General features: G+C 54.5%; 24 protein-coding genes. 16 read left to right on the top strand and 8 right to left on the bottom strand.

Annotation, left to right across the window (positions count from 1 at the left end; all coding sequences use genetic code 11):
- Positions 1–853, bottom strand: an 853-nt coding sequence (locus tag RW65_RS00840) for an SrfA family protein (protein ID WP_039054762.1), incomplete at its 3' end; no start/stop codon positions are given.
- A gap of 279 nt (positions 854–1,132) precedes the next feature.
- Between RW65_RS00840 and RW65_RS00835 the strand changes: the two genes are divergently transcribed.
- On the top strand, positions 1,133–2,731 hold the full coding sequence (locus RW65_RS00835; RefSeq protein ID WP_039054761.1) for an ABC transporter substrate-binding protein: 1,599 nt from the start codon (positions 1,133–1,135) through the stop codon (positions 2,729–2,731).
- Between the two features lie 10 nt (positions 2,732–2,741).
- Positions 2,742–2,975, top strand: coding sequence for a DUF2526 family protein (locus tag RW65_RS00830; RefSeq protein WP_039054760.1), 234 nt, complete (start codon positions 2,742–2,744; stop codon positions 2,973–2,975).
- On the opposite strand, the gene RW65_RS00825 is transcribed toward RW65_RS00830, so the two are convergent.
- Together RW65_RS00825 and RW65_RS00820 are read right to left on the bottom strand one after the other, a co-directional pair.
- Complete coding sequence (locus tag RW65_RS00825) at positions 2,976–3,425, bottom strand: DMT family transporter (protein WP_039054759.1); 450 nt, start codon at positions 3,423–3,425, stop codon at positions 2,976–2,978.
- Entirely contained in the window at positions 3,425–3,940 is a 516-nt protein-coding gene (locus RW65_RS00820; RefSeq protein WP_039054758.1) for a GNAT family N-acetyltransferase, read from the bottom strand. Before RW65_RS00820 ends, RW65_RS00825 begins: the two co-directional genes overlap by 1 nt.
- A 258-nt stretch (positions 3,941–4,198) precedes the next feature.
- On the opposite strand from RW65_RS00820, the gene curA reads away from it, so the two are divergent.
- The 6 genes from curA (at position 4,199) to RW65_RS00790 (ending at position 10,562) form a co-directional block, all read left to right on the top strand.
- On the top strand, positions 4,199–5,236 hold the full coding sequence (curA, locus tag RW65_RS00815) for an NADPH-dependent curcumin/dihydrocurcumin reductase (protein ID WP_039054757.1): 1,038 nt from the start codon (positions 4,199–4,201) through the stop codon (positions 5,234–5,236).
- Positions 5,237–5,487: 251 nt separating this feature from the next.
- On the top strand, positions 5,488–6,144 hold the full coding sequence (locus tag RW65_RS00810; protein ID WP_039054756.1) for a GntR family transcriptional regulator: 657 nt from the start codon (positions 5,488–5,490) through the stop codon (positions 6,142–6,144).
- Between the two features lie 193 nt (positions 6,145–6,337).
- On the top strand, positions 6,338–8,275 hold the full coding sequence (locus RW65_RS00805; protein ID WP_039054755.1) for a methyl-accepting chemotaxis protein: 1,938 nt from the start codon (positions 6,338–6,340) through the stop codon (positions 8,273–8,275).
- A 66-nt stretch (positions 8,276–8,341) separates the two neighbouring features.
- Complete coding sequence (locus RW65_RS00800) at positions 8,342–9,208, top strand: GNAT family N-acetyltransferase (protein ID WP_039054754.1); 867 nt, start codon at positions 8,342–8,344, stop codon at positions 9,206–9,208.
- A 230-nt stretch (positions 9,209–9,438) separates the two neighbouring features.
- Positions 9,439–10,143, top strand: coding sequence for a hypothetical protein (locus RW65_RS00795; protein WP_039054753.1), 705 nt, complete (start codon positions 9,439–9,441; stop codon positions 10,141–10,143).
- Positions 10,140–10,562: a hypothetical protein gene (locus tag RW65_RS00790; RefSeq protein ID WP_039054752.1), complete on the top strand. Its 423-nt coding sequence runs from the start codon at positions 10,140–10,142 to the stop codon at positions 10,560–10,562. The genes RW65_RS00795 and RW65_RS00790 overlap by 4 nt, the downstream gene beginning before the upstream one ends.
- Positions 10,563–10,668: 106 nt before the next feature.
- Here the strand turns inward: RW65_RS00790 and pqqU are convergent, their stop codons facing one another.
- The 4 genes from pqqU to RW65_RS00770 all read right to left on the bottom strand — a co-directional run bounded on the left by pqqU (position 10,669) and on the right by RW65_RS00770 (position 15,510).
- A complete protein-coding gene (gene pqqU, locus RW65_RS00785; RefSeq protein ID WP_039054751.1) occupies positions 10,669–12,783 on the bottom strand; it encodes a TonB-dependent receptor PqqU in 2,115 nt (704 codons plus the stop codon).
- Positions 12,784–13,042: 259 nt separating this feature from the next.
- The gene (locus RW65_RS00780) at positions 13,043–14,266 is read right to left on the bottom strand and encodes an amidohydrolase family protein (RefSeq protein ID WP_039054750.1); all 1,224 of its coding nucleotides are present in this window, start codon (positions 14,264–14,266) and stop codon (positions 13,043–13,045) included.
- 100 nt (positions 14,267–14,366) lie between these two features.
- Positions 14,367–14,837 carry a cyanase gene (gene cynS / locus RW65_RS00775; RefSeq protein WP_039054749.1) on the bottom strand — a complete coding sequence of 157 codons (471 nt, stop codon included), beginning with the start codon at positions 14,835–14,837 and terminating at the stop codon, positions 14,367–14,369.
- Positions 14,838–14,868: 31 nt separating this feature from the next.
- Positions 14,869–15,510: a carbonic anhydrase gene (locus RW65_RS00770; RefSeq protein ID WP_039054748.1), complete on the bottom strand. Its 642-nt coding sequence runs from the start codon at positions 15,508–15,510 to the stop codon at positions 14,869–14,871.
- 111 nt (positions 15,511–15,621) lie between these two features.
- On the opposite strand from RW65_RS00770, the gene cynR reads away from it, so the two are divergent.
- The gene (gene cynR, locus RW65_RS00765; protein ID WP_039054747.1) at positions 15,622–16,518 is read left to right on the top strand and encodes a transcriptional regulator CynR; all 897 of its coding nucleotides are present in this window, start codon (positions 15,622–15,624) and stop codon (positions 16,516–16,518) included.
- A 79-nt stretch (positions 16,519–16,597) separates the two neighbouring features.
- On the opposite strand, the gene ansP is transcribed toward cynR, so the two are convergent.
- Positions 16,598–18,091, bottom strand: a complete 1,494-nt coding sequence (ansP, locus tag RW65_RS00760) for an L-asparagine permease (RefSeq protein ID WP_039054746.1) — start codon at positions 18,089–18,091, stop codon at positions 16,598–16,600.
- A 462-nt stretch (positions 18,092–18,553) separates the two neighbouring features.
- On the opposite strand from ansP, the gene RW65_RS00755 reads away from it, so the two are divergent.
- The 7 genes from RW65_RS00755 to RW65_RS00725 all read left to right on the top strand — a co-directional run bounded on the left by RW65_RS00755 (position 18,554) and on the right by RW65_RS00725 (position 25,224).
- A complete protein-coding gene (locus tag RW65_RS00755) occupies positions 18,554–19,570 on the top strand; it encodes an MsnO8 family LLM class oxidoreductase (RefSeq protein ID WP_039054745.1) in 1,017 nt (338 codons plus the stop codon).
- The gene (locus tag RW65_RS00750) at positions 19,567–20,688 is read left to right on the top strand and encodes an amidohydrolase (protein ID WP_039054744.1); all 1,122 of its coding nucleotides are present in this window, start codon (positions 19,567–19,569) and stop codon (positions 20,686–20,688) included. The genes RW65_RS00755 and RW65_RS00750 overlap by 4 nt, the downstream gene beginning before the upstream one ends.
- A gap of 65 nt (positions 20,689–20,753) precedes the next feature.
- The gene (locus tag RW65_RS23295; RefSeq protein WP_039054743.1) at positions 20,754–22,070 is read left to right on the top strand and encodes an LLM class flavin-dependent oxidoreductase; all 1,317 of its coding nucleotides are present in this window, start codon (positions 20,754–20,756) and stop codon (positions 22,068–22,070) included.
- A gap of 14 nt (positions 22,071–22,084) precedes the next feature.
- Complete coding sequence (locus RW65_RS23290) at positions 22,085–23,014, top strand: ABC transporter substrate-binding protein (RefSeq protein ID WP_039054742.1); 930 nt, start codon at positions 22,085–22,087, stop codon at positions 23,012–23,014.
- 10 nt (positions 23,015–23,024) lie between these two features.
- Positions 23,025–23,534: a GNAT family N-acetyltransferase gene (locus RW65_RS00735; protein ID WP_039054741.1), complete on the top strand. Its 510-nt coding sequence runs from the start codon at positions 23,025–23,027 to the stop codon at positions 23,532–23,534.
- Between the two features lie 9 nt (positions 23,535–23,543).
- Positions 23,544–24,467 carry an amino acid ABC transporter permease gene (locus RW65_RS00730; protein WP_039054740.1) on the top strand — a complete coding sequence of 308 codons (924 nt, stop codon included), beginning with the start codon at positions 23,544–23,546 and terminating at the stop codon, positions 24,465–24,467.
- Positions 24,451–25,224, top strand: a complete 774-nt coding sequence (locus RW65_RS00725) for an amino acid ABC transporter ATP-binding protein (protein ID WP_039054739.1) — start codon at positions 24,451–24,453, stop codon at positions 25,222–25,224. The genes RW65_RS00730 and RW65_RS00725 overlap by 17 nt, the downstream gene beginning before the upstream one ends.
- The last annotated feature ends 4 nt before the right edge of the window (positions 25,225–25,228 follow it).

The raw sequence follows: 25,228 nt of genomic DNA, 5'->3' as shown, positions 1-25,228 counted from the left end.
CGATATCTTTCGGCTCTGCTTTGGTTACGACAGCGACAGGCGCGGGCGCTTGCTGCGGCTGATTAAGCACCAGCGGCACGGCAACCGCCGCGGCGACGGCGGCGGCAACGGGAAGCATCCACAGACCGTAACGGCGGCGTTTTTTCGCCACTGGCTTAGGTTGCGGCTGCGGCGCGGGCTGCGGCGTAACTACCGGCTCCGCTGGCGGCACAGGTGGCGCGGCAACGGGCTGCGGTTTGGCTTCCGGCTGCGGCATTAACAGCGGCGCATCGGCCTGGTTAAAGGTTACTTCCGCCACCGCTTCTTCTATCGGCTCCGGCTCGGGTTCCGGCTCCGGTTCCGGTTCAATAAAGATTTCCGGTACCTCTGGCTCCGGCTCATGGAGGCATTCCAGCACGCTTTCACGGGCGCTTTCATTGAGATTAACAAAGCCCCAGAAGGTGATAACCGGCTTGCCATCGACCAGGAAAACGTGGTTCTCCCCGGGAAACTGCAGCGCTTTTTCCAGCAACGAGCCAAAGAGTTGTTGTGCAGTTTTCGGTGATTGCAGGCATTTACGGCTCAGGGACGCCGCGCTGTCGAGCGTGCTTTCAAGGTAACGCAGCGCGCGGGCGCGCGCCTCGGGTTCCGCGGCTTTCCATGCGACGGCGCGACCATCGACGGGGGAATACCAGTCCACACGATCGCCTTCATCATTCACCTGGGGTATGGCCAGGCAATCAACCAGCGCCTGCTGCTTACGCAGACGCAGTGCTTCACGAATTTGCAATGCCGAATCGAATACGGCCTGACCGCCGCCGCCAACGGCCTGGAAATCATCCAAATCGCCGCTGCGCAAGAGTGTTTTTGCCACGTTTTCATCCCATAGACTTCTTCACGCGTCTACTATACGCAAACTTATTACCCGTAAAGGGCAGAAGTAAGCGCAAAACCATTGAATTCTCGGGCCATTGAGCGCGTCGAATCCCCTTGACGGCATGAATTTTATTTAATGCAAATTATCTCTTTAAGCATGGTGGATATTTCAGCAAAAACAAATGCTTTAGCATAACTTGATGCCGAATCGTTATTTGCCAGTTGGCAGTTGCTGTGCTGTGATTACTGCTTCAGGTATAAATAGAAGGCTAATAAAATGTCCACGGGAAAAACGCTGCTCGCCCTCGCGCTGAGCGCACTGTTACCGGCAAGTGCCGCCTGGGCGGCGTCGAACGATACGATTGTCTACTGCTCCGAAGCCTCACCGGAATCTTTTAACCCACAAATCGCCAGCTCCGGTCCGACTTTTGTCGCCAGTTCGCAGGTGCTGTATAACCGACTGGTGAGCTTTGACCCGGTAAAAAACACCCCGATTCCGTCGCTGGCAACGGAGTGGAAAGTGTCGGAAGATGGCAAAACCTGGACTTTTACCCTGCGCCAGGGAGTGAAGTTTAACAGCAATAAATATTTCAAACCGACGCGCGATTTTAACGCCGATGACGTTATCTTCTCCGTGATGCGCCAGATGGATACGAAAAACCCGTACCACAACGTTTCACAGGGCACCTATGAATATTTCACCGATGTCGGCCTCGACAAGCTGATCAAAGAGGTGAAAAAAATCGATGATTATCACGTCCAGTTTGTGCTCAACGAACCAAACGCGCCGTTTCTCGCCGACTGGGGGATGGATTTCGCCTCGATCCTGTCGGCAGAATATGCTGATGCGATGTTGAAAAAAGGCACGCCGGAAAATGTCGATAACTGGCCGATTGGCACCGGTCCGTACGCCCTGCAGCAGTACAAAACCGATGCACAAATCCGCTATATTGCCAACCCCAATTACTGGGATGGCGAAGTGCCGACCAAACATCTGATTTTCGCCATTACCCCGGACGTACAAACCCGGCTGGCGAAGCTGCAAACCAACGAGTGCCAGATTATTCCCGCACCGGCACCGGTACAGTTTGAGCAAATCAAAAACAACAAAGATCTGACCCTGCACACCGTCGATGCCCTTAACGTCGGCTACCTGGCATTTAACACGCAGAAAAAACCTTTTGATAATGTGCTGGTGCGCCAGGCGCTGAACTATGCCACCGACAAACAGGCCATCGTCAACGCGGTGTTTATGGGCTCCGGTACGGTAGCGAAATCTCCGTTGCCGCCGAATATGCTCGGCTTTAATAAAGAGCTGAAGGATTACGCTTACGATCCCGAAAAGGCCAAAGCGTTGCTGAAACAGGCCGGGCTTGAGCAGGGTTTTGAAGCCACGCTGTGGTCGATGCCGGTGCAGCGCCCGTACAACCCGAATTCGCGCCGCATTGCCGAAATGATCCAGGCGGACTGGGCGAAAGTCGGCGTGAAGGCGAAGATTGTCTCCTATGAATGGGGCGAATATCTGGCGGGGATACGTAAAGGCGAACACGACGCCGCACTGTACGGCTGGATGGCAGATAACGGCGACCCGGATAACTTCGCCGATGTGCTGCTCGGCTGCAACAGCATCAAAACCGGTTCTAACGCCGCCCGCTGGTGTGATAAAGGCTATGATGGGCTGGTACAGAAAGCGAAAGTGACCAGCGATCCGGCCGAGCGCGCCAGGCTTTACAGCCAGGCGCAGGAGATTTTTTATCAGCAGGCACCGTGGCTAACGCTGGCGAACGGCAAAACCTTCTTCGCCACCCGCAGTAACGTGAGCGGCTATACCGTGAGCATGATGGGCAGCGATTTTTCCAAAGCGAAGCTCAATTAAAGGAGAGGGTATGTCACATCTGGAAGAAGTTATCGCCCGCGTTGACGCTGCAATCGCGCAGGGGGCGATTATCGGCATGAATGAACTGCTGGTGGAATTGAGTAACGACGCCGAACTTAGCCGTGAAGAGCGTTATAGCCAGCAGCAGCGCCTGCGGGAAACGATCGCCCAGCACGGTCGGCAGCATAAAGAAGATATGGAAGCGCGCCGCGAACAGCTCACCAAAGGCGGCACGATTCTGTAATTAAAACTGGCGTCTGGCCACCAGCCAGGCGCCAATCACCAGCAATACCGCACCGCATACCGGGCCTATAAGCGCTTTTAGGGCAACGCCCTGGCTTCTGATGATATCCATCGCCAACCCGCCGATAAGCTGGCTTGCTACCAGTACCGCAATGGTGGTGGCCGCACCGACATACTGATAGCCGCTAATACTGGCGAAGACGAAGAACGATCCCAACAGACCGGGGATTAGCGTCCACCATTTTACGCTGCTGTATAGCTCCTGAAACCCGGCAACGCCGTGCTTGAAGAGCAAAATAGTCACAAACAGCACAATGCCGACCAGCGAGTTAAGCAGCATGGCAATAAGGATCGTCGACGACGATTGGGTGATACGCACCATTAACGTGTTTTGCACCACCAGGCCAATACCGGCGGCAATCAAAAAGGTGAGGGTTAACGAGGAGTTCATTACATGGCATCCGGATCGCTGCGATCATCCAGCTGCAGCTGCATAAAAGTAAGATCCAGCCAGCGGCCAAATTTGGTGCCGACCTGCGGCATCTGTCCGGTAACGGTAAAGCCGAGTTTTCGGTGCAGATGAATCGAGCCGTGATTTTGTGCTTCGATCCCCGCCACCATAACATGTTTACCGATGCGTTTCGCTTCTTCGATCAAGCGCACCATTAACGCCTTGCCGATGCCTTTGCCCTGGTGATCCGGGTGGACATACACCGAGTGCTCAACGGTATGGCGAAAACCATCAAACGCGCGCCAGTCGCCAAACGAGGCATAACCCGTCACCGCGCCATTTTCAACACTGACCAGCACCGGATACCCCAATAAGGCGCGCGCCTCAAACCAGGCAATACGGTTATTAACATCTACCGTCTGGTCATTCCAGATCGCGGCGGTATGCACTACCGCGTGGTTATAAATGACGACGATCTCAGCGCAATCCTCTTTTCCGGCGTAACGAATTGTCATGCTTTTACCTCAAACTGTGCACATCTGTACCCTCTGGTTGCGATATGAATACTATCTCAGACAAGAGAAATCAACGCATTAGTCAGCCCATGTGTCGGGGATGAAGATTTTTCACGGGAAAGACTCTGGATGTTTTAAACGCGGCAGTTTGTCGCGGTTATGGGGGGCGAATCACAGCCGCCCGCACGGAAACTTAACGCGCCAGGGACGTTCTGCGACTAGTATCATTAGTAAAACTGACACGCAAAGGAGTGAATCATGAATCAAACGTCTAACCGCAATCGCCGTTGGGTACTGGCTTCCCGCCCGCACGGTGCACCCGTTGTCGACAATTTTCGTTTCGAAGAAGATGACATAGCCACCCCGGGCGAGGGCCAATTGCTGCTGCGTACGGTTTATCTTTCGTTAGACCCTTATATGCGCGGTCGCATGAGCGATGCGCCGTCCTATTCGCCGCCGGTGAAAATCGGTGAAGTGATGTGCGGCGGTACCGTCAGCCGGGTCGTTAAATCCCAGCATCCAGATTTTGCCGAGGGCGACTGGGTACTGGGCTATAGCGGCTGGCAGGATTACGACATCTCGGGCGGCGAAGGGCTGGTCAATTTAGGGGCGAATCCAACACATCCATCATGGTCGCTGGGTATTCTCGGGATGCCGGGTTTTACCGCCTATATGGGGCTTTTGGATATCGGTCAGCCAAAAGCCGGCGAAACCCTGGTGGTCGCCGCGGCGACAGGCCCGGTCGGCGCAACGGTGGGGCAAATCGGTAAAATCAAAGGTTGTCACGTTGTCGGTGTCGCCGGAGGCGCTGAGAAGTGCCGTCACGCGGTTGAGGTACTGGGTTTTGATAAATGCCTCGATCACCGCGCAGACGATTTTGCCGACCAACTGGCGGCGGCCTGCCCGCAGGGAATTGATATCTATTTCGAGAATGTCGGCGGAAAAGTATTCGACGCCGTGCTGCCATTATTAAATACCGCAGCACGAATACCTCTGTGCGGATTAGTTAGTGGTTATAATGCCACCGATCTACCGGCCGGGCCCGATCGTATTCCGTTATTAATGGCGACGGTGCTGAAAAAACGGATTCGTTTGCAAGGGTTTATTATCAACCAGGATTATGGTCACCGTATTTATGAATTTCAGCAAGATATGGGGCAATGGATCCGCGAAGAAAAAATTCACTATCGTGAGCAATTGACCGAAGGGCTGGAGAGCGCACCAGAGGCCTTTATTGGCCTGCTCGAAGGAAAAAATTTTGGTAAAGTAGTAGTACAAACCGGCCCAATAAGCTAAAAGAATGATGGCGGTAAAAAACCGCCTTCAGAAATAGTGCAAAATTCTGAAAAACGTCTTTAATTAGATAAGCATAAGGAACTGATTACCTTGTGAAGGCGGTTCCTGGTAGTTGTGCATAATAAATACGATTTGCTTTAACTTTACGCGACCATCCAATACCAGGCATGTTTACATAATATATTCATAAGCATTAAACACGGACACGCTACCAGGCTGAGAAAACATAAGAAATTATACGGGATACAAACATGCTTGATTTGGAAAAAGCGCAACGAACCAGCCTGACAATGCAAGTTGAGGCGAGTCTTAAAAGTGCGCTTATTATTGGCGCCCTTAAACCTGGCGCCCGGCTCATTACAAAGGAAATAGCCGATCAGTTAGGTACCAGCATTACGCCGGTGAGGGAAGCGCTGCTGCGATTGGTCTCCGCAGGCGCGCTCCATGCAACACCGGCGCAGGCGTTTCTGGTTCCTGAAGTGAGTCTCGATCGCTATAACGAAATCAATCAGATTCGTAAAACCCTTGAGGGCATGGCGGTGCGCGCCGCCAGCCAGCATATGACAAAGGAGAAAATTCGTGAATTGCGCGCTATGGCGAACAACTTTCATGAGGCGATGAAAAGCGGTAACACCGAGCAGGGCCTGCAGGCCAACCGTGTGTTTCGTTTTAGCGTCTATAGCCATGCCGGCATGCCGACGCTAACCGCATTGATTGAACAATTATGGGTGCGTATTGGCCCTTGTTATAACTATCTTTATCCTAATTCCGAAGATTTAATGCGCGTTGAAAATTACGGCGATCTGCTGTCCGCATTAGAAGAAGGTGACGCTTTTGCCAGTGAGCGTGCGCTATGGCGTGCTATTGATGAGGGCGCAAACATCGTTCACAAACAATTTTACCGCTAAGTAATTACCCAGCGATATCGTCAATGTCGTTAATATATTGATGCTCCCCGGCGAGAATTTGCGAAAGGGGCGCATCAATATCACGCTTTTGACTGATAAGACCAGTTGATCGCTGAATTAACGAGCTTTTTTGCCGATAACCTTTTTTAGCGCAGTCAGGCGCTAACATCGGTGTTTAGCAAGGGAGCCCGGAATGTCATTTCACCAGCGGTTAAGCAATATTAAAATTAGTCGAAAGCTGTCGGTAGGTTTTGGTTTAGTCCTTTTCTTGGTTGCTATCGCCACCATTCTCAGCGTATTGCGCTTCAAAGAGATACGCGACGTGTATGAAAAAACCAACCTGATGTACAACATCAATATCGAAGTATTCCAGGCGAAAATTAACCGCCTGAAATATTTCTATGGTGATGATAAATCAGGCCAGGTAATGTCAGGTTACGTTCGTCACGCTTCTGAACTTACCGCCAGCGCGAATAACCTCTCCTGGTCAACCAAAGAACAACAGATTATCAGCGATGTCGCTGGCCATCTGGATCAATTCCAGAGTGCAATCGGCGAGATGCAAAAAGCCAGCGGCGATATTAAGGCCGTGCGTGAATCCCTCGACACACTGGCGGCGCAGGATCTTTCTGCGCGCTACACCACGCTTGTGCGTACACCCGTTGCCGATCCTGCGCTGGCCACGCAAATTTACGAGCAGCTTTTTGCCATCAGCGCGGTACGTGACGCCGCACTGGTTGTTCGTTATAGCCCAGGCAACGACGCTAAAGCGGCGCTTGAGAGCCGTTTTGCCGCGACGCAAAGTAGCGTTCAGGCCCTGATAACCAGGCTACCGGGCGAGCTGCAAGCGCCGCTGCAATCCCTGTGGAATGACACGGTGAAATACCGCGCGTTAAGCCTCGATTACCTCACCGCTTTCCAGGCTTTAAAAACCGCAGAAGATAAAGTGAAAGTCGGCGGGGATGAGAGCAGCGCATCCCTCAAAGAGATCATTTCGCTGGTAAAAGCGCACAACGATGAACTGGCGTACACCTCCAGCACCATTGCGGCCATTATCGGGGTGATTGCCATCCTGCTCGGCGTGATTGTCTCCTGGTGGGTTATCCGCCAGATTACTCGTCCTATCGATCGTAACCTGGCGCTGGCGGAGCTGATAGCCAGCGGCGATCTGAGCTCACATATTCGCGCCCAGAGCACCGATGAGTTGGGGCAGTTAACCGGCGCAATGGGACGTATGAACGACACCCTGCGCGACATGATTTCCGAAGTGCGCAATAGCGTTACCCAGGTGTCGCGCGCGGCAACGGAAATTGCCGAGGGTAACACCGATCTTTCGTCCCGTACCGAACAGCAGGCATCGGCAGTAGTGGAAACCGCCGCCAGTATGGAACAGCTGACCGCGACGGTGAAAAACAACGCCGATAACGCGCGCAATGCCAGCAGTCTGGCGGCGCAGGCGTCGAAAACCGCCAGTGAAGGCGGCACGGTGATGCGCGAAGTCGTCGACACCATGGGCGATATTCACAACAGCTCCAACAAAATTGCCGATATCACTGCGGTGATTAACAGCATCGCGTTCCAGACCAATATTCTCGCGCTCAACGCCGCTGTCGAAGCGGCGCGGGCGGGCGAGCAGGGCCGCGGCTTTGCGGTAGTAGCAAGCGAAGTCAGAAGCCTGTCGCAGCGCAGTTCGCAGGCGGCAAAAGATATTGAGCAACTGATCAGCGAATCCGTGTCCCGCATCAATACCGGTAGCCAACTGGTGGCAAAAGCCGGTGAAACTATGGATCAAGTGGTGCAGTCCGTTACCCGCGTCAACGATATTATGGGCGAAATTTCCTCGGCTTCTGAAGAACAGAGCCGCGGCATTGAGCAGATCGCTCGCGCGGTAGGGGAACTGGACAGCACCACCCAGCAGAACGCCTCGCTGGTGAGCCAGTCTTCATCAGCAGCGGGTTCGCTGGAAGAGCAGGCGCGCTTATTAGAGGAACTGGTCGCCACCTTCCGTCTCGATAAAAATGCGGCCAAACCGGCGGCGAAGGCGGGCAAAGCTGGCGCAAAGCCGGATCTAAAAACGCCCACTATGCCGCGTGAAACTGCGAGCAGCGAAGAGGGATGGACCACCTTTTAAGCGAGACTGACGCAATGCAGCCCGGAAGCACGATGCAACCGGGCTTTTTTATGGGAGACGACATGAATGAAATACCCTCTGGTAAAGCAAATAAAAGATAATGGTCGTCTGCGCCACAGCTTTCTTGATTTAGCGGTAAAGACCTTTGATTTGTCCCTTCACGCCTGGCATCAGGCGGGTTACTGGACCGATCGTTATATTCCTTACGTGTTGGTGGATGGCGACAGTGTGATTGCGAATGCTTCCGTCAACGTGATCGATACGCGCTGGCGAGGAGAGAGTAAGCGTTATTTGCAGATAGGCACGGTGATGACCGATGAAAGCTACCGTCATCGTGGGCTGGCGCGAACGCTGCTGACGGAAATCCTCACCGAATGGCAGCAGGATGCCGATGCGATTTACCTCTATGCCAACGCCTCAGCGAGTGATTTTTACCCGAAATTTGGTTTCGAAGCGGCGAGGGAATATCAGTACAGCCTGCAGGCCACGCCCGCAGCCAGCGATTTTCAGCGGCTGGATATGGATAATGCTGCCGACCGGCAGCAGCTGGCGCGCTTTTATGAAAAATCGAATCCCTTTTCGGCGCTGCCAATGAACAACAACTTCGGTCTGTTGATGTTTTACTGCGCGTCGTATTTAAAAGCTTGCGTCTATTATTCCAAAAAACTGCGGACCATCGCCGTTGCCACGCAAAACAGAGGCACACTGTTGTGCTTTGACATCTTCGCAGCACCGGGCGCAACGCTGCAGCAGATCGTCAATGGCCTGGCCAACCAGCAGACGCAGCGCGTGCTGTTAGGCTTCACCCCAAGCGAAACCGCAGACTGTACCTGCACAATGATTGACGACGACGACACGCTTTATCTCTGGCAGGCGAAAGAGAATGTGTTTCGCGATCATAAGCTGATGCTGCCGTTATTGTCCCATGCATAAAAAATAGCCCCTTTCAGAAGGGGCTTTTTTTCACCAATCTACCGGTAGACGCTTTAACCCCAAAAAATTGAGCGGGCATGCCATCAAATCTGTTAACGGTGTATGAGAGGTCTTAGGCGGTTCTGCACTAATGAAGTTGTTGCCAGCCTTCGCCATGCTTAAAATATAGCCCGGCGTTACCCGCGTAAAATAAAACCCTAAGTTATTCAAATCAGACAAGGAAACTCAGGATGAGTAAACGTTCAGATATCATTGATGGACAAGATGCATACATAGCCAAATACGGCCTAATTTATACGGAACTGCTGGGTTGGATTGATTTAGGACATGCACAGGGTAATGACATCAAAAAACTTTTGTCCCAAATGGAGCTTGGGGAAGCATCGAAAATGGAATCTTACGATGTCAGGTACACGCAGGGAATGACAGCCCCCTTTGGTGTGATGCGTTCAGGTAAAGTGATGAGCTGGAAAATCCGCCGTGGCAGACCTTACTGGGAGCGCGAACAAATTGCATTGGCAATGATGATAAGTATGTCGTATCAGTTTGAGGCATTCCAGGGGGCTTTTCCAAACAATATAGTGACTGACAGCAGCTTTAGCGGTGAGGATCTTGTTTCCAATCTGTTGGGCTTTTACCGTGTTATTTCTCAACAAAACCCGTTCCCACAACTGCTGCCAATCAGCAAAGAAGAAGCGCTGGAACGCTGGGATTATTATGGAGAAATTGGTCAGTGGAAAAACAAGACATTTGAACCTCTACTGTTTCCCGACCCTAAAGAAAATCCTCATGCCAGACCTTTACGAGGCACGCTGCCACCTTTTATGCGTACCGTCATACCCTATAATGATTTCAAGTCAGACAAGGTGACTATCCCATTGCAAGACAAGACCTTTATTATTCTGGGGTCTCGCAGCGGCAGGATGGGGCTATGAGAAAACTATCAGCAATAGTGCTGGCTAGTTTTGCCATTGCTGTAACGCTTGCCTGGCCTTATATAAAGATGGAATTCGCGAGCAGTGCCTGGTATACCGAACAGGATAAGCGTCAGTATAACTATTACACGCCCGATCTCTTTAAAAAAATCCCAAGAATATCAAAAGATTATTCTTTCAGCTTCGGCAGGGTCACCGGTACAGAAGCAAATGTATTTACCTTAAGGTTTTATGGGGTAACGGATACCGAGGTGATAAGACGGTTTTTAATCTCAGAGGGCTATCAACCGCAAACATCTTGTGATGTCGACGCAGAGTGCTGGAATCATGCTGCCAGCCATGACGACGTTAGCATCGGTAATCTGCGTTCAGAAAAAGCGGTGTTTGTGCAGATTTATCGGCGGTTATATGATGATTAACTCTTTAGAATTCACAGATGCCGTTGGCGACTGATAAAAAGCCGCTCATCCGTCGCCGGGCCATGAAATCAGCGATCGCTAGCCCCTTTCCCAAGGGGCTATCTTTTTACTCAAACTGCCACGCCACCGATAAACCCACGCCGTAGTTACGTCCCGGAGCCGGTTCGTAGTAGCGGCCGTTGCCTTCATTGACGATCACGGAACCGGCATATTTGCGATCGAACAGATTATCGACGCGGCCAAACAGATCCACCATCCAGCTACCGTAGCTGAATTTATATCCGGTGTTCAAACCGGTAACGGTATAGGAAGGGGCTTTGGCGCTGTTTTCATCATTGGCCATAATATCGCTCAGATAACGCACATCCGCACCGGCGTACCAGCCCTGTTCCGGGATCCAGCCAAGGGAGGCAAAGCCCATATTGCGCGCGATACCCGGAATACGTTTGCCGTTACAGTCACTGTCGCCACACACCTCGCTGCGATAGGTCGCATCGAGATACGTCCATGCTGCTTTCGCCCGCCAGTTACCGGCGAACTGCTGATCGAGAGAGAGTTCAGCGCCCTGACGGCGGGTTTTTCCGGCGTTCTTATAGGTGGTACGCCCGCCGCTGCTGGTATCGGTGACGATCTCATTATCCGTATCGGTACGAAACAGCGCCGCCGTCAGCAGGCCGTTGCCAATACGCGTTTTGCTGCCAATTTCCAGCGTGTCGTTGGTGGAAGGTTTTAGCGCGAAGTTAAGCCCGGTTTTACCATCCGCACGGTAGGAAAGTTCATTAATGGTGGGTGTTTCAAAGCCGCGACCGGCGGCGGCATAGACATTCCAGCCATCATTGATCGCATATTTCAGCGACGCGGCGGGCAGCCATTTGTGATAGCTCGCTTCGCCGCTGTCATCGCCGTTTTTCGCCGTGATGTAATGATCGTTAGAGTCAAACCAGACGGAGCTGTAGCGAATACCGGCATCCAGCGACAGCTTGTTCGTCAGTTGCCAGGCGGTTTGCAGATAGGGATCGAGATTCCACATCAGGTTGCGTTCGTTACGGCGCAAATTGCCTTTTTCACCATAAAGCGGTGTCGCGCCGTCCATGACAAAGTTTTCGTAGCCTTTGCGCTGTTCACTCATATTTTCGTAGTTCAGCCCGCCGGTAAAGGTCACCGGCACGACGAATTCACCGCGGTGCGTCCAGCGGCTATCAATACCCTGATAGTGGCGCGCTAAATCAATCACGCCGCCCGCATGGGTGGGATTGAGCTGAGGGCCGCGCGGGATCGATTGATACTGTGTGGTTTCCCGCTCACCGGCATACATCATCAGGCTGACATCATCCTGGCTGCTTATTTGGCGCTCATAGCGCAAGCCCGCCTGGGTTTGCTTAATGGTTTTGCGTGTATTGTATTGCACCGCGCGGGGCGACTGACGGGGATTATCCTGCCATTCAGAGCGGGTTAAACCGCCCGCATCGTTGGCTTTGATATCGACGCTGTTAAAAATCAGGCTCAGCTTGCTGGCTTCATCGATACGCACGCCGAGTTTGGCGTTGGCGAGATTTTTACGCGCGCCGCTGCGATCGCGATAGCCATGGGTCACAAAGCGGGTGCTGGATGCGGTGTAGTCGACATCGCCCGCATGGCTTCCGTCGCCCATCGCACCGCTGGCTTTCGGCCCGTAGCGCCAGCTACCAAAACTGCCGTAATAGCTGCTGGCTTCAACGGTTGCCGGTTGACGGCCGGTCTGTGTCGTGACGTTCATGACCCCACCGGAAGCATTGCCGTAAAGGGCGGAAAAGGGACCGCGCAGCACATCAATGCTCTCAACGCTGGTTAAGTCGATATTCGATGTTTGTCCCTGACCATCGGGCATGGTCGCCGGAATACCGTCGACATACAGGCGAATGCCGCGCACGCCGTAGGTGGAGCGCGAACCAAAGCCGCGAATCGACAACTGCAGATCCTGGGCGTAGTTTTGCCGATTTTGTACCTGTAAACCGGGGACGCTGTTTAATGACTCGGAGAGATTTACCCGCGGTGCAGCCTGGCGAATATCCTCACCCTGCACGACGCTGACGGCGGCGGGGCTATCGAGTTCTGAAACTGTCTGCGGCGCGGCGCTGACAATCATCGTTTGTTCATTGTCGGCCGCATAAACGGAGGCGGAGAGTGCCGCCGGAAGTAACAGCACCGGCAAAGCGGCCTTGGTGGTGGAAGCGATAGTCATAAAGGAACCAAATTAAAAAGCGAGCCAAATGGAACATACGCCAATATGTTAAAACGTATGTAAATGATTTGAAAACTTTAAGCGCACAGTTGGTTAAGAAACAGTGTAACGGAGGGGGGCAATCCTGCTGTTGCAACAGCACATAATGCTGTGAGTAGATCAATTTTTTATTCATTTTTTTCATTTGGCAAAGGAGGGGATCGTGTGGAGGAGATCGGCAAAAGGGCGCATTTGGGGCACACGCAGGCACCTCGGGCGATCAAAAGGCAATCCAACGTTGACAGGCCGACGTCGCCACCACGTTTCCTCGCTTAAGCACCATCAGACGCGCGGGCAGATCGAGAATAACGTCGCTGACGGCGCGCGTATCGAGCAGCAGCAAATCGGCATCGTTGCCCACTGCCAGCCCGTAATGCTTAAGCCCCAGCGCTTTAGCCGGGTTTGTGGTAAGCATCGACAACACTGTCGCCTGGTCATCCGCGCCGCCCAAATGACAGGCAGGCAGGGCAAGCTGGGCAATATTAAGCAGATCGCCGGAGCCAAAAGGGGTAAAGGCGTTACGAATATTGTTGGTGGCCAGACAGACATTGACGCCTGCGTCACGTAACACGCGCACCGGCGTCAGCGTTCGCCGCACATTATGCGTATCGTTACGGGCGCCCAGATGTAAATCCGTTGCCGGTAGGCACATCACGCTAATTCCGGCCTGGTATAGCAGTGCGGCGATCTCGCGCTGTTTTTCAGCTGTCACCGCGCCGAGGCTGGTTAAATGCCCGACACACACTCGGCCCTGATACCCTTCGGCAATCGTCTTGTTCGCCAGATATTCAATGGTCATCGCGTCGGCGTTGTCGGCAAAGTCCTGATGAAAATCGATATCCTTGTCATACTGTTGCGCCAGGCTAAAGACATAATCAATATGTTCAATCGCCGCGCTATCGTTATAAGGAATAGCGCCCACCACATCAGCGCCGCGCTCCATGGCCTCAACCATCATTTTTTTCATCCCCGGCAGCTTCAGGATCCCTTCCTGCGGAAAAGCCACAACCTGAATATCAATCATCTCGCGAAACGATTCCCGCAGCTCCATCACCACATCAAAGCCGGTAAAGCCTTGTGCCGGATCGAACTCGGCGTGGGCGCGTACATGGGTACTGCCCGACTGAACCAGCGCGCGTAACACAGCGGTTGAGCGCTCGCGTATATCTTCACCCGTCAAGGTCGGTTTTAGCGCGGCGGTAACGGCAATAGCCTCTTGCAGCGTGCCGGATCGATTCGCCTTACGCTGCATAACGTTGGCTTTTTCCAAATGCAAATGACCTTCGACAAAAGCCGGAATCAGCACTTTACCTTCGCCCTGAACCTCCTGCTTTGCCTGCAGGGGAATGTTCGGAGCGATCGCGGTGATTTTGCCGTTATCCACCGCCACATCCGTTAAGGGTTGTGCATCATCAATACGTACATTGCGAAAGAGTAAATCCATAGCGTCAAACCTCAGAGAGCCGCAACAGCGAGAAAAGCAGATCGGGGATAAGTCCCGGCAGCGCGGGCGTGACCCGTGCTGCTGAAGGCTTAGTGGGGCATTAGAACGGTTTTGTCGGCAGATATTTGCCGTCGAGGGTAATCACGGCGCGGGAGCCGCCTTCCGGATCGTCGACTTTTTTCACATCGAGTTTGAAATTGATGGCGCTAATGATGCCGTCGCCAAACTTCTCATGAACCAGCGCTTTTAGCGTGGTGCCGTAAACCTGAATCATTTCGTAGAAACGATAGATCGTCGGATCCGTCGGCACGCCATTGCCAATACTGCCGCGCAGCGGAATGGTTTGCAGCAGAGCAACGGCGTCCGCATCAAGATCCAGCGTGTCGGCAACACTTTGCGCGGCACTGGCAGGCAGCGGATGCTGGCCGAGCAGCGCGGCGGTAACGAAGGCTTCAGACAGGCCGGTAGGTTCGGCAATCTGCGCAAAGGTGAGGTCTTTGCGCGCCTTGGCTAACAGAAGGGTATCCGTCAGGGCGAGGCGAGAATGCTGATTAATTTGTGACTGGATCATAATGTGTCTCCGTAAGGTTTAAGGAAAGTGATTAACAGGTAACCGCGCGCGTCTGCGGGCACTCCGCCAGCGAAACAAATGTCCTGGTGGTGCCATCGTAAGCATCGATAGCGCCGCTTTCGATGTCATAAACCCAGCCGTGCAGCGTCAGGCGTTTCTCTTCAAGCGCAAGGCGCACGGAGGGATGCGTCTGGATATTGGCGAGCTGGGCGATAACATTTTCGCGCACCATAGCGTCGACTTTGGCGCGCTGATCGCGATGGCTGCGCGATTCATTCACCACCCGCCCGGACTCTGCGTAGCGCAACCAGCTGGCAACGGCGGGCATATGATCGAGACACTGGCAGGTGGCGATGGCGGTCATCGCGCCGCAGTTCGAATGTCCACAAATCACAATGTCGGCAACTTTCAACGCGGCAACGGCATACTCGACCGAGGCGGAAACGCCGCCCGGTTCCGGCCCGTAAGAGGGTACGATGTTGCCCGCATTACGAATGACGAACAGATCGCCCGGCTCGCGCTGGGTGACCAGTTCCGGCACCAGGCGGCTGTCGGAACAGGAGATAAACAGCGCGCGGGGATTTTGCTGCGTCGCCAGGTCTTTAAACAGCCGGGCGCGTTCGGGAAAGGCTTCCCGTTGGAATTTCAAAAAACCGTCAATGATCTCTTTCATACATGTCTCCGGTGGGTAGCGAGGTGATGGAGACAAGGTTACGCAACATTATGCATAAGGTAAAAGACTCATATATGATGAACTAAATAACATAATCTTATGGATAAAAGTATGCTGGCTCGCGACATTCAATACTTCCTTGCCGTGGCGGAACATCAAGGCTTTACCCATGCGGCAGCCGCGCTGCATGTTTCGCAACCGGCGCTTTCACAGCAGGTCAGGCAGCTTGAAGAGAGCCTCGGCGTGCAGTTGTTTGACCGTTCGGGACGCAAGACGCGACTGACGGACGCCGGGGAGGTTTACCTGCTCCATGCCCGGCGCGCAGCACAGATGTTAGAGGAGGGGAAACGCGCCCTCCATGATGTCGGTGATTTGAGCCGGGGAACGCTGCGCATTGCGGTAACGCCCACGTTTACCAGTTACCTCGTTGGCCCGCTGATCGAAGCCTTTCACCGCAAATACCCCAAAATAACCGTGCAGATCCATGAAGTCGCCCAGGAACAGATGGAGAAACAGTTACTGGCTGACGAGTTAGACGTGGGCATCGCGTTTGAAGAAGGTCACGCGGCGGATATCGAAGCTCAGCCATTGATGGTGGAAACCCTGGCGCTGGTGGTCGGTAGCCTGCATCCGCTGGTCGGGGAGCGAACCATTGGGCTTAAGACGCTGCAGGAAGAGTCTTTAATGCTGCTCAGCAAAGAGTTCGCCACCCGCGAGCAGATTGACCGCTATTGCAACGAACACAATATTCATCCCCGTGTATTAATGGAGGCCAATACCATTGGCGCGTTAATCGAAGTAGTGCGCAGAACCACGCTTTCGACCCTGTTGCCAGCGGCCATTGCGCGGGCGCATCCCGAACTTCATGCCATTGAGTTAGGGCCGGAAAGACTTCAGCGCACCGCCGTTATACTGCAGCGCAGGGGGATGTATCACTCCTCGGCGGCGCGCGCCTTTTTCGACGTTGCCCGCGAGGTAGCGACGTCGCTGCAAGGGGAAGGCAGGTGATACACCGGCCAGGGGAGGGTATTTTTAGATAAAAAAAAAGCCGCAACAGGTTCGTCGCGGCTTCTGTTAATACGCGTGATTATAAATGGGATTGCTTCTCGACCAGCGGGGCCGCTTTCGCCGCATCCGGATGAACCGGCGCGGTGCTGTGGATCTCATTGACGCGTTTACGCACGCCAAACCAACCTGCAAACAGCACGATCGCAATCAGCGGAATCGACGCGATAGTAAAGGTGCCGTTCGGATAATCAAACGCCATCAGCACCAGCACGCTGAGCAGAAACAGCAGCGTCAGCCAGGACGTTACCGGCGCGCCAGGCATTTTGAAGCTGACATCCGCCGCTTTACCTTCGCGGATAGCTTTGCGCAGGCGCATCTGGCACACCACGATAAAGCCCCAGGAGGCAATAATCCCAAGGGATGCAACGTTAAGGACGATCTCAAACACCTGTGACGGCACCAGATAGTTCAGGAACACGCCGAAAATGTACACGAAAATGGTCGCCAGAATGCCCGCGTAAGGCACCTGATGACGGCTCATTTTTGACATGAACTTCGGTGCGGATCCGCCCATCGACATCGAACGCAGAATACGCCCGGTGCTGTACAGACCTGAGTTAAGGCTGGAAAGTGCCGCGGTCAGCACCACCATGTTCATAATGTCGCCAATATAAGGCACGCCAAGCTTCGAGAAGAAGGTGACGAACGGGCTTTGCCCCGCCTGGTAAGCGTTCCACGGCAGTAACAGCACCAGCAGCACCACGGAACCGACATAGAATAAACCGATACGCCAGATAACGCTGTTAATGGCTTTTGGCACCATAGTCTGCGGATCTTTACACTCTCCGGCCGCTGTGCCTACCAGTTCGATAGAGGCAAAGGCGAATACCACCCCTTGCACCAGCACCAGCGCCGGTAGCAGGCCGTGCGGGAAGAAGCCGCCGTTATCGGTAATCAGATGGAAACCGGTCGCATTCCCGTCCAGCGGTTTGCCGCTGCCGAGGAAAACGGTACCAACCACCAGAAACACCACAATTGCCAGCACTTTTACCAGCGCAAACCAGAACTCCATTTCGGCGAACCACTTCACGCCAATCATGTTCATGGTGCCGACAATCGCCAGCGCGCCGAGGGCAAACACCCATTGCGGCACATCGCCGAAAGAACCCCAGTAGTGCATATACAGCGCCACGGCGGTGATATCGACAATCCCGGTCATTGCCCAGTTAATAAAATACATCCAGCCGGCAACATAGGCGGCTTTCTCACCGAGAAACTCACGGGCATAGGAAACAAAGCTGCCGCTGGAAGGGCGGTGTAATACCAGTTCGCCCAGCGCGCGCAGAATAAAGAAGGAGAAAATCCCACATACCAGATAAACGATAGCCAGCGACGGCCCCGCCATCTGTAGTCGGGCGCCTGCGCCCAGAAATAAACCTGTCCCGATTGCGCCCCCAATGGCAATCATTTGCACCTGGCGATTCCCCATCGCGCGGTTATAGCCTTCTTCATGGGAATTGAGCCAGCGTCGTTTCGCGGCGTGATGATCCGTGACGTTGTTGTCTTTTTTCATTGCGTTACCTGTTGACCTGTCTGAGCCTTGCGGAATTCTTCAACCCGGACGGCAAAATACCAATCGATTGCCTGCCCTGGGGTAATGCGCTGTCTTTCCAGTCTTTCTTCGTATGGATAAGACATAACATGGCGCAGCATCGTAACCGCATTCTTTTGAGGACGCAAAACATACCCGTGTCATAAAGAGTCACTATTAGCGGAATTTGTGAACCTGACCGCTTCAAACAGAGTAAATGATTCAGGATGGTTAAAATTGCAACAGAAAACACCAATATTAACAAAACAAATATGTAACAAATTAACCATACAGTGAGTGAATGAATTTACCTAAGACCGGCTCCAGGTGCTGCGTATTAGCGGCTATGCAAATTTTTTGCTTATGTAATGTAAATTAATTGTTTCACAGCAGGTGCTCATCCCCCGTTTAATGGCCTTATCTTCTCTAACATGAGTGCACTGCATGTCTTATCGCCTGAGTCTGCTGGATAAAAGCCCGATTGCGGAACACGAAACCGCGCAGGACGCCCTGGCCCGCACGCTGCAACTGGCGCAGCAGGCGGAGAACTGGGGCTATCACCGATTCTGGATTGCCGAACATCACAACACCGCGCAGCTGGCGAGCCCGTCGCCCGAACTGCTTATCGCCTGGATCCTTGCTCAGACGCGGCGTATTCGCGTCGGATCCGGCGGCGTAATGCTGCAACACTACAGCCCGTTTAAGGTGGCAGAGAACTTTAACCTGCTGGCGACCCTCGCGCCTGGGCGCGTCGATCTTGGCGTCGGTAAAGCCCCCGGCGGGCTGCCGCTGTCTACCCGCGCCCTACAGCAAGGGATAAATTTGGCGGAAAAGGGCAGTTTCGCCGACCAGCTGGCACAGCTGGATAACTGGCTGTCGCTGACAAAAGATGATGTGGCGGAAGAAACCGTCCTTGCCATGCCCTTACCGCCGCAGCGTGCCGACGGATTTTTACTCGGCGCCAGCCTGGAAAGTGCGGCCCTGGCGGCAAGGCTCGGCTGGAACTTCGTTTTTGCCGCCCATCTCAACGGCGATAAAGCGCTTTTGCGTGACGTTGTCACGCAGTGGCAATTACAGACGCAGCGCGACACGCTGGTAGCGGTGCAGGTCATTGTCGCCGAGAGCGAATCCCAGGCGAAAGCGCTGGCGCAACAGGTGGAAATTTGGGGCGTGGAGCTGGCAAACGGCCAGCGGGTGAGCGTTGCCAGTGAAGCGCAGGGCCAGGCTTTCGCCCGCCAGGCCGGCAGCCCGGCGGTACGGATCGCCAAACGACCGCACTCGCTGATTGCCGGTACGGCGCAGCAGGTGCTGGCGGAGCTGGACGCCCTGCATCAGCAGTTTGCCATTGATGAATTTATTATCGACACGCCGGTTAGCGAAGGCGCGGCGCGACTGACCTCCGTGTTACTGCTGGCGCAGGCGCATGCCGGTGCCAGCACTTCGCAGGAGGTCACGGGATGAGCTTCGGGCAACAACTGATCGACTGGCGACGCGAGTTGCACCAGCACCCAGAACTGTCGCTGCAGGAGTTTGAAACCACTCGCCGTATTCGCCACTGGCTGGAAAACGCCGGGCTAAAGCTGTTGCCACTGAACCTCCCCACCGGCGTGGTGGCGGAAGTGGGCCGCGGTGAGAAAGTGATTGCCCTGCGCGCGGATATCGATGCCTTACCGATTGAAGAAAAAGTCGATGTGCCGTTTGCCTCGCGCAACGCGGGGGTGATGCATGCCTGCGGCCACGATATTCATTCCAGCGTAATGCTGGGCGCGGCGCTGCTGCTCAAACAGAAAGAGTCGCAGCTGGCAGGCCGGGTGCGCATCCTGTTCCAGCCCGCAGAAGAGAGTTTTGGCGGGGCTAAACGTTTAATCAGCGCCGGCGCGCTGGATAACGTTCGCGCGATTTTTGGTATGCACAACGAACCCGGTTTACCGGTGGGATCCTTTGCCACCCGCGGCGGTGCGTTTTATGCCAACGTCGATCGCTTCTCACTGACGGTAAGTGGAAAAGGGGCGCATGCCGCACGTCCCCACGAAGGCAACGACGCCATATTACTCGCCAGTCAGTTAGTGGTGGCGCTGCAAAGCATTGCCAGTCGCAACGTCAACACGCTGGAATCCGTCGTGCTCAGCGTCACGCGCATTCAGGGCGGTAATACCTGGAATGTGTTGCCAGAACAGGTCGAGCTGGAAGGGACGCTGCGCACCCATCGGCAAACGGTTCGTGACAACGTCACAAAAAGAGTCAACGACATTGCCGCCGGGCTGGCGCAGGCGTTTAACGCACAGATCGACGTCCGCTGGTTTGCCGGGCCGACCGCGCTGGTCAATGACGATAGCTGGGCTACCTTCGCCCGCGACGTTGCCGATGGGCATGGCTATCAGACGCAGGAGGCGGATTTGCACATGGGTGGGGAAGATTTCGCCGTCTATCTGCAGCAGATTCCCGGCGCGTTTGTCAGCATCGGTAGCCACAGTGAATACGGTCTGCACCATCCGGCGTTTAATCCGGATGAAGCATTAATTGAACAGGCGGCGCGTTATTTCGCCCTGCTGGCGGAAAAAGCGCTGCTGCAACCTTAATAGCCACTTAGTTTGCCTGGGGCGGATGCTCCGGGCCACCTGTTGCCCAAAAATGAGGATCGGTTATGTCTACAGCACGACAACTACGGCTTGGCACGATATTACATGGCGCATCGGGGAATATGTCCGCATGGCGTCACCCGGCGGCCATTGCCGATGCGAGTATTAATTTTAACTTTGTGCAGGACACGGCGCGCATTGCCGAGCAGGGGAAGCTGGACTTTCTGTTTGTCGCCGACGGGTTATATATCAATGAAAAATCGATCCCCCATTTTTTAAATCGCTTCGAACCGATAACGGTATTATCGGCGCTCGCCAGCGTCACTCATCATCTCGGTTTAGTGGGCACGCTTTCTACCTCCTACAGCGAACCTTTTACCGTTGCGCGCCAGTTCGCCAGCCTCGATCATCTCAGCCAGGGACGGGCTGGCTGGAACGTGGTCACCTCGCCGCTGGAAGGCTCGGCAAAAAATTTCTCCCGCGCGCAGCATCCGGATCATGCGTTGCGTTATCGGATTGCCGATGAATATTTGCAGGTAGTGAAAGGGCTGTGGAATTCATGGGAAGAAGACGCCTTTGTGCGTAATAAACAGAGCGGGCAGTTCTTCGATGCGGGTAAATTACATCCCCTCAATCACCACGGTGACTTTTTCAAGGTCGCCGGGCCGTTAAATATAGGCCGTACGCCGCAGGGGAGGCCGGTTATTTTCCAGGCGGGCGCATCCGACGACGGTAAACAGCTGGCGGCGCGCCATGCGGACGCTATTTTTACCCATCAGGAAACCCTCGAAGAAGCGCAGGCTTTTTATCGCGATGTGAAAAATCAGCTGGAAAAATATGGCCGTCGCCATGACGAACTGCATATTTTCCAGGGCGTCAGCGTGATTGTCGGCGACAGCGAAGAGGATGCCGAGCAGCAGTATCAAACCACCGCCGCGCTGGTCTCCATTGAAGATGCGCTGAATTACCTCGGGCGCTACTTCGAACATCATGATTTTAGCCAGTATCCCCTTGATGAGCCGTTTCCGAACGTCGGCGATTTAGGGCAAAACAGCTTTCGCAGCACCACCGATGAGATCAAACGTATTGCCCGCGAGCGTCGGTTAACCCTGCGCCAGGTTGCGCTGGAGAGCACGTCGCCGCGCCCGCGTTTTTCCGGTACGCCGCAGCAGGTCGCCGATGGGCTGCAAAAGTGGTTCGAAAACCACGCTGCCGACGGTTTTATCATCCAGGGCGGAACGCCCGATACCTTTCCGCGCTTTGTAGAAAAAGTGGTGCCGTTGCTGCAGGCGCGTGGCCTGTTTCGTACGGAATATCCCGGCACCACACTGCGCGAAAGCTTAGGGCTTGCCGTTCCGGTTCATCCCGCCACACAACAATAAAAGAAGAATCCGCTATGAAAACATCGCTCATCCTTTCGCTCATACTGGCGGCTGCGCCGCTGGCCTGGGCTGAAAACGTCACCATCAACGGCACCGGCGTCAGCCTGGACGCCAATAAAGCGCCGATCGTAACGGCGAAAAACCCAAAGGCCATCGCCGAACTGCCGAAAAATTACGCTTTTGTGGTGCCGGGGAAATTCACCGTCGCCGTAGCGGCGCTCAATTCGCCGCCGCTGACGGTTTTCGCCGATGACAATAAAACCCTGCTTGGGAGCGAAGTCGACATTGCCCGGCTGGTCGCCAGCAGCCTTGGGCTGGAGCTCAACGTGGTGCCCACTTCGTGGGAGGACTGGCCGCTCGGCGTAACCTCTGGCAAATATGACGCAGCCATCAGCAACATCACCGTCACTAAAGAGCGCAAAGCGAAGTTCGATTTCGCGACCTATCGCAAGGATTCCCTCGGTTTCTATGTCAAATCGACCAGCCCGCTGAAGTCTATTAGCAAAGCGGAAGAGATTGCCGGGCTGCGTATTATTGTCGGGTCCGGTACTAATCAAGAGGCGATCCTGCTCGCGTGGAACGCTGAGAATGTGAAAAAAGGGCTCAAGCCCTTTACCCCGGTTTATACCAAAGATGATGCCGCCCAGACCCTGGCGCTGCAATCGGGGCGCGCCGACGCTTATTTCGGCCCGAACGTGATTGGCGCATGGAAAGCGGCGTTAACGGGTAAAACCAAACTTGTGGGCAGCGTCGACGGTGGCTGGCCGAAAGCGGCACATATCGCCGTCACCTTGCGTAAAGGCAGCGGGCTGGCGCAGCCGGTGCAAACGGCGCTTAACGGGGCGATTAAAAACGGTGACTACGACAAGGTGCTCAACCGTTGGGGTGAGGGTGTTGAACGTATTCCGGCGTCGGAGATTAATCCGGCAGGTCTTGGCGATTAAGGAGAACATTATGCGCGATCGTTTCCGCGATGTTTCGCCAGAAGCGGCAGAGCTACAGCCGATCCTCAACGGGCTGTTTGCGGAATATGCTGCACGCTATGGCGACTACTTTTCCCGCAGCGCCGAAGTGGAGCAAACCGAGTGGTATTTAGCGCCGCAGGGATTGTTTCTGGTGCTGGAGCGCGGCGGCGAAATTATCGCCACCGGCGCATATAAACCCTTTGATGCGCAGACGGCTGAGATCAAACGCATCTGGACCCACCCGCAGCTGCGCCAGCAGGGACTGGCGGCGAAAATCGTCCAGCAGCTGGAGCATCGCGCGCTGCTTGCCGGTTACAGCCATATTTACCTGACCACCGGCTTTCGCCAGCCGGAAGCGGTGCGTCTCTATCTAAGCCAGGGTTATCAACCGCAGTTCGATATCCATCGCAACCCGGAGGAGTACAGCCTGCCGCCTTATGACGGCCGGTTGCGCTTTACCAAAGCGTTGTCGGTGGCGCGCTTAAGCCAAACCGCCTGAGGAACAGCAATGAAGAGTACAGAAACGATAAAAGTGGTCCCGGCGCGCTATCCGCTGCGCACCGTTGGCGCGGTGGTCGCCCTGTTCGTGCTGGCGGCTATTGTTCAATCGGTGGCCTTTAATCCCCGCTGGGAATGGTCGGTATTTGCCCGCTGGTTTTTCGATCCGGTGATCCTCGAAGGGTTAGGGCAGACATTACTGCTGACGCTGATTGGCACCGTGCTGAGTGTGATATTCGGCGGCTTGCTGGCGCTGGCCCGGCTCTCATCGTCGTGGCTGTTGAGCAGTCTTGCCTGGGGCTATATCTGGCTGTTTCGCTCGCTACCGCTGATCGTGGTGCTGATTATTCTCTACAACTTCTCTTATCTTTACGACAGTCTGTCGCTGGGCATTCCTTTTACCGGCATCGAATGGGCGCGCTATAACACCATCAACGTGCTCGGGCAGTTCTCGACGGCGGTTCTCGGGCTGACGCTGGTACAAAGTGCCTACACCGCCGAGATTATTCGCGGCGGGTTTCTCGGCGTCGATCACGGTCAGTACGAAGCGGCGGCGGCTCTCGGTTTACCGGCCTGGCGGCGCACGCGGCGTATTATTCTGCCCCAGGCGCTGCGCACGATTCTGCCTTCCGGTTTTAACGAAATCATCAGCCTGGCCAAAGGGACGGCAATGGTTTACGTGCTGGCGATGCCGGAGCTGTTCTACACCATTCAGATGATCTACAACCGTACGCAAGAGGTGATCCCGCTGCTGATGGTGGGCGCCGTCTGGTATCTGGTGATCACCAGCGTCCTGTCAGGGATTCAATATCTGGTGGAACGCTGGCTGGCGCGTAGTGAACGCCGCTCGGCGATTTCCCCTGTTCGCGTTCGTTCAACCGCTGGCCCACGCGTGGCGCAGCCGCAGGAGCCTGTACATGCCAACCTCTCTTAATGGCCATATTTCGATAACCGGCGTCAGCAAATATTTTGGTCGCCATAAAGCGCTGGATGAGATCTCCCTTGAGATCCCACCCGGTTCGGTGACGGTGATCCTTGGGCCGTCCGGCTCCGGTAAATCCACGCTGCTGCGCACTATTAACCATCTGGAGCGCGTCGATGAAGGGTTTATTCGTATTGACGGTGAATACATCGGCTATCGCCTGCAGGGCGACAAACTGTATGAGCTTAAAGAGAAGGAGATTTTGCGCCAGCGGGTCAACGTCGGTTACGTGTTTCAGAACTTCAATCTCTTCCCGCATCTGACGGTGCTGGAAAATCTGATTGAAGCGCCGATTGCCCATAAACAACTGAGCCGCAAAGAGGCGATTGAGCAGGCTTATGCGCTGTTGGATGTGGTGGGGCTGCGCAATAAAGCCGATGCCTGGTCGCGCCATCTTTCCGGTGGCCAGCAGCAGCGCATCGCCATTGCCCGCGCGCTATCACTGCGCCCACGCGTAATGTTATTCGACGAGCCGACCTCGGCGCTGGATCCGGAACTGGTGGGTGAAGTGCTGGATGTGATCAAAAAGCTGGCGCGTAGCGGATCGACGCTGGTGGTGGTAACCCATGAAATCGGCTTTGCCCGCGAAGTGGCGGATCAGGTGGTGTTTATGGTCGAGGGCAAAATTGTCGAGCAGGGGAGCAGTGAGGCGGTGTTAAACCGTCCACAGCATCCGCGTACGCGCCAGTTTCTCTCTAAAGTCTTATAAGGAA

This window comes from Enterobacter sp. Bisph1 (assembly GCF_000814905.1).
Taxonomy (GTDB): domain Bacteria; phylum Pseudomonadota; class Gammaproteobacteria; order Enterobacterales; family Enterobacteriaceae; genus Kosakonia.
The sequence above is the reverse complement of the archived record's forward strand: the minus strand, read 5'-3'. Positions and strand labels throughout refer to the sequence as shown.

Bases quoted from the DNA above. Each gene is read 5' to 3' on its own strand.
- RW65_RS23290 (WP_039054742.1), top strand. From the start codon at position 22,085: ATGAAAACATCGCTCATCCTTTCGCTCATACTGGCGGCTGCGCCGCTG.
- RW65_RS00770 (WP_039054748.1), bottom strand. From the start codon at position 15,510: ATGAAAGAGATCATTGACGGTTTTTTGAAATTCCAACGGGAAGCCTTT.
- RW65_RS00755 (WP_039054745.1), top strand. From the start codon at position 18,554: ATGTCTTATCGCCTGAGTCTGCTGGATAAAAGCCCGATTGCGGAACAC.
- pqqU (WP_039054751.1), bottom strand. From the start codon at position 12,783: ATGACTATCGCTTCCACCACCAAGGCCGCTTTGCCGGTGCTGTTACTT.
- RW65_RS00810 (WP_039054756.1), top strand. From the start codon at position 5,488: ATGCTTGATTTGGAAAAAGCGCAACGAACCAGCCTGACAATGCAAGTT.
- RW65_RS23295 (WP_039054743.1), top strand. From the start codon at position 20,754: ATGTCTACAGCACGACAACTACGGCTTGGCACGATATTACATGGCGCA.
- cynR (WP_039054747.1), top strand. From the start codon at position 15,622: ATGCTGGCTCGCGACATTCAATACTTCCTTGCCGTGGCGGAACATCAA.
- RW65_RS00835 (WP_039054761.1), top strand. From the start codon at position 1,133: ATGTCCACGGGAAAAACGCTGCTCGCCCTCGCGCTGAGCGCACTGTTA.
- RW65_RS00825 (WP_039054759.1), bottom strand. From the start codon at position 3,425: ATGAACTCCTCGTTAACCCTCACCTTTTTGATTGCCGCCGGTATTGGC.
- RW65_RS00820 (WP_039054758.1), bottom strand. From the start codon at position 3,940: ATGACAATTCGTTACGCCGGAAAAGAGGATTGCGCTGAGATCGTCGTC.
- RW65_RS00805 (WP_039054755.1), top strand. From the start codon at position 6,338: ATGTCATTTCACCAGCGGTTAAGCAATATTAAAATTAGTCGAAAGCTG.
- RW65_RS00830 (WP_039054760.1), top strand. From the start codon at position 2,742: ATGTCACATCTGGAAGAAGTTATCGCCCGCGTTGACGCTGCAATCGCG.
- RW65_RS00725 (WP_039054739.1), top strand. From the start codon at position 24,451: ATGCCAACCTCTCTTAATGGCCATATTTCGATAACCGGCGTCAGCAAA.
- RW65_RS00795 (WP_039054753.1), top strand. From the start codon at position 9,439: ATGAGTAAACGTTCAGATATCATTGATGGACAAGATGCATACATAGCC.
- RW65_RS00780 (WP_039054750.1), bottom strand. From the start codon at position 14,266: ATGGATTTACTCTTTCGCAATGTACGTATTGATGATGCACAACCCTTA.
- RW65_RS00735 (WP_039054741.1), top strand. From the start codon at position 23,025: ATGCGCGATCGTTTCCGCGATGTTTCGCCAGAAGCGGCAGAGCTACAG.
- ansP (WP_039054746.1), bottom strand. From the start codon at position 18,091: ATGAAAAAAGACAACAACGTCACGGATCATCACGCCGCGAAACGACGC.
- RW65_RS00800 (WP_039054754.1), top strand. From the start codon at position 8,342: ATGAAATACCCTCTGGTAAAGCAAATAAAAGATAATGGTCGTCTGCGC.
- curA (WP_039054757.1), top strand. From the start codon at position 4,199: ATGAATCAAACGTCTAACCGCAATCGCCGTTGGGTACTGGCTTCCCGC.
- RW65_RS00750 (WP_039054744.1), top strand. From the start codon at position 19,567: ATGAGCTTCGGGCAACAACTGATCGACTGGCGACGCGAGTTGCACCAG.
- cynS (WP_039054749.1), bottom strand. From the start codon at position 14,837: ATGATCCAGTCACAAATTAATCAGCATTCTCGCCTCGCCCTGACGGAT.
- RW65_RS00730 (WP_039054740.1), top strand. From the start codon at position 23,544: ATGAAGAGTACAGAAACGATAAAAGTGGTCCCGGCGCGCTATCCGCTG.
- RW65_RS00790 (WP_039054752.1), top strand. From the start codon at position 10,140: ATGAGAAAACTATCAGCAATAGTGCTGGCTAGTTTTGCCATTGCTGTA.